Annotated in this window: 1 protein-coding gene; it reads right to left on the bottom strand. The window is 71.8% G+C overall.

The features are described from left to right. Window positions 1–953, bottom strand: a 953-nt coding sequence (locus AC1DIW_RS21820) for an IS30 family transposase (protein ID WP_478110914.1), incomplete at both ends; no start/stop codon positions are given.

The following is a 953-nucleotide window of genomic DNA, read 5'->3' as shown; positions in this document are numbered from 1 at the left end:
GTTCGTTGAGCCTAACGGCGGGGGTGTGGAAGCCGAGGGTGGCTCGGGGTCGGGTGTTGAGCAGGTGTTCGACGTGGGCGACGCGTTCGTCGGTGACGGTGGTGAAGTCGATGCCTTTGGGGAAGAACTCGCGGATCAGGCCGTTGGTGTTCTCGTTGGTGCCGCGCTGCCACGGTGAGTGCGGGTCGCAGAAGTAGACCTTGCACTCGGCCGCGACGGCGAACCGGGCGTGCTCGGCCAGCTCGGCGCCTTGGTCCCAGGTCAGCGTCTTGACCAGGTGGGCGGGCAGCGCCGTGACCATCTCGATGAGCCGGTCGGTGACGGTGGCCGCGTCGTGCCGGGCCGGGAGCCGGGCGATCATGGTGTACCGGGTGGTGCGCTCGACCAGCGTGATCGCTGCGGTCCGGTTCCCGGCGCCCAGGATCAGGTCGCCTTCCCAGTGTCCGGGCATGGCCCGGTCGGTGGCCTCGGCCGGGCGGGCGGTGATGGTGGCATCCCCGACCCAAGATTGGCCCCGGGGCCGAGCGGCCAGCTTCGAGGCCGGCACCCGATGGGTCCGCCCCGACCGCAGCGCCTTCTCCCTAGCCAGCTCCGCGCGCAGGCTGCCCCGGCCCTGGACGTACAGCGCCTGGTAGAGCGTCTCGTGGGAGATCTGCATGGACTCATCCTGCGGGTAGCGCAACGCCAGCTCGCCCTGGATCTGCTGCGGGGACCAGTGCGCGTTCAACCCCGCGATGACTTCGGCCCGCAGCGCGGCGTGCTCTGGCCGGTCCAGTTTCCGCGGCTGGGGCCGGGCCCGGTTGGCGTGGGTGCGTTGCTGCGCGATCCGGACCGAGTACACCCCGCCGACGCGGTTGCGGGCCAGCTCCCGGGTCACGCTGGATCGGTGCACGCCCAGCTCCGCGGCGATCCGGGCCGGGCGGTGGCCCTCGCCCAGCCGCAGCGCGATCACG

It is taken from the genome of Terrabacter sp. 01T434 (assembly GCF_056398545.1).
Note: the sequence above shows the minus strand (reverse complement) of the source record. Positions and strands in the feature narration are given on the sequence as shown.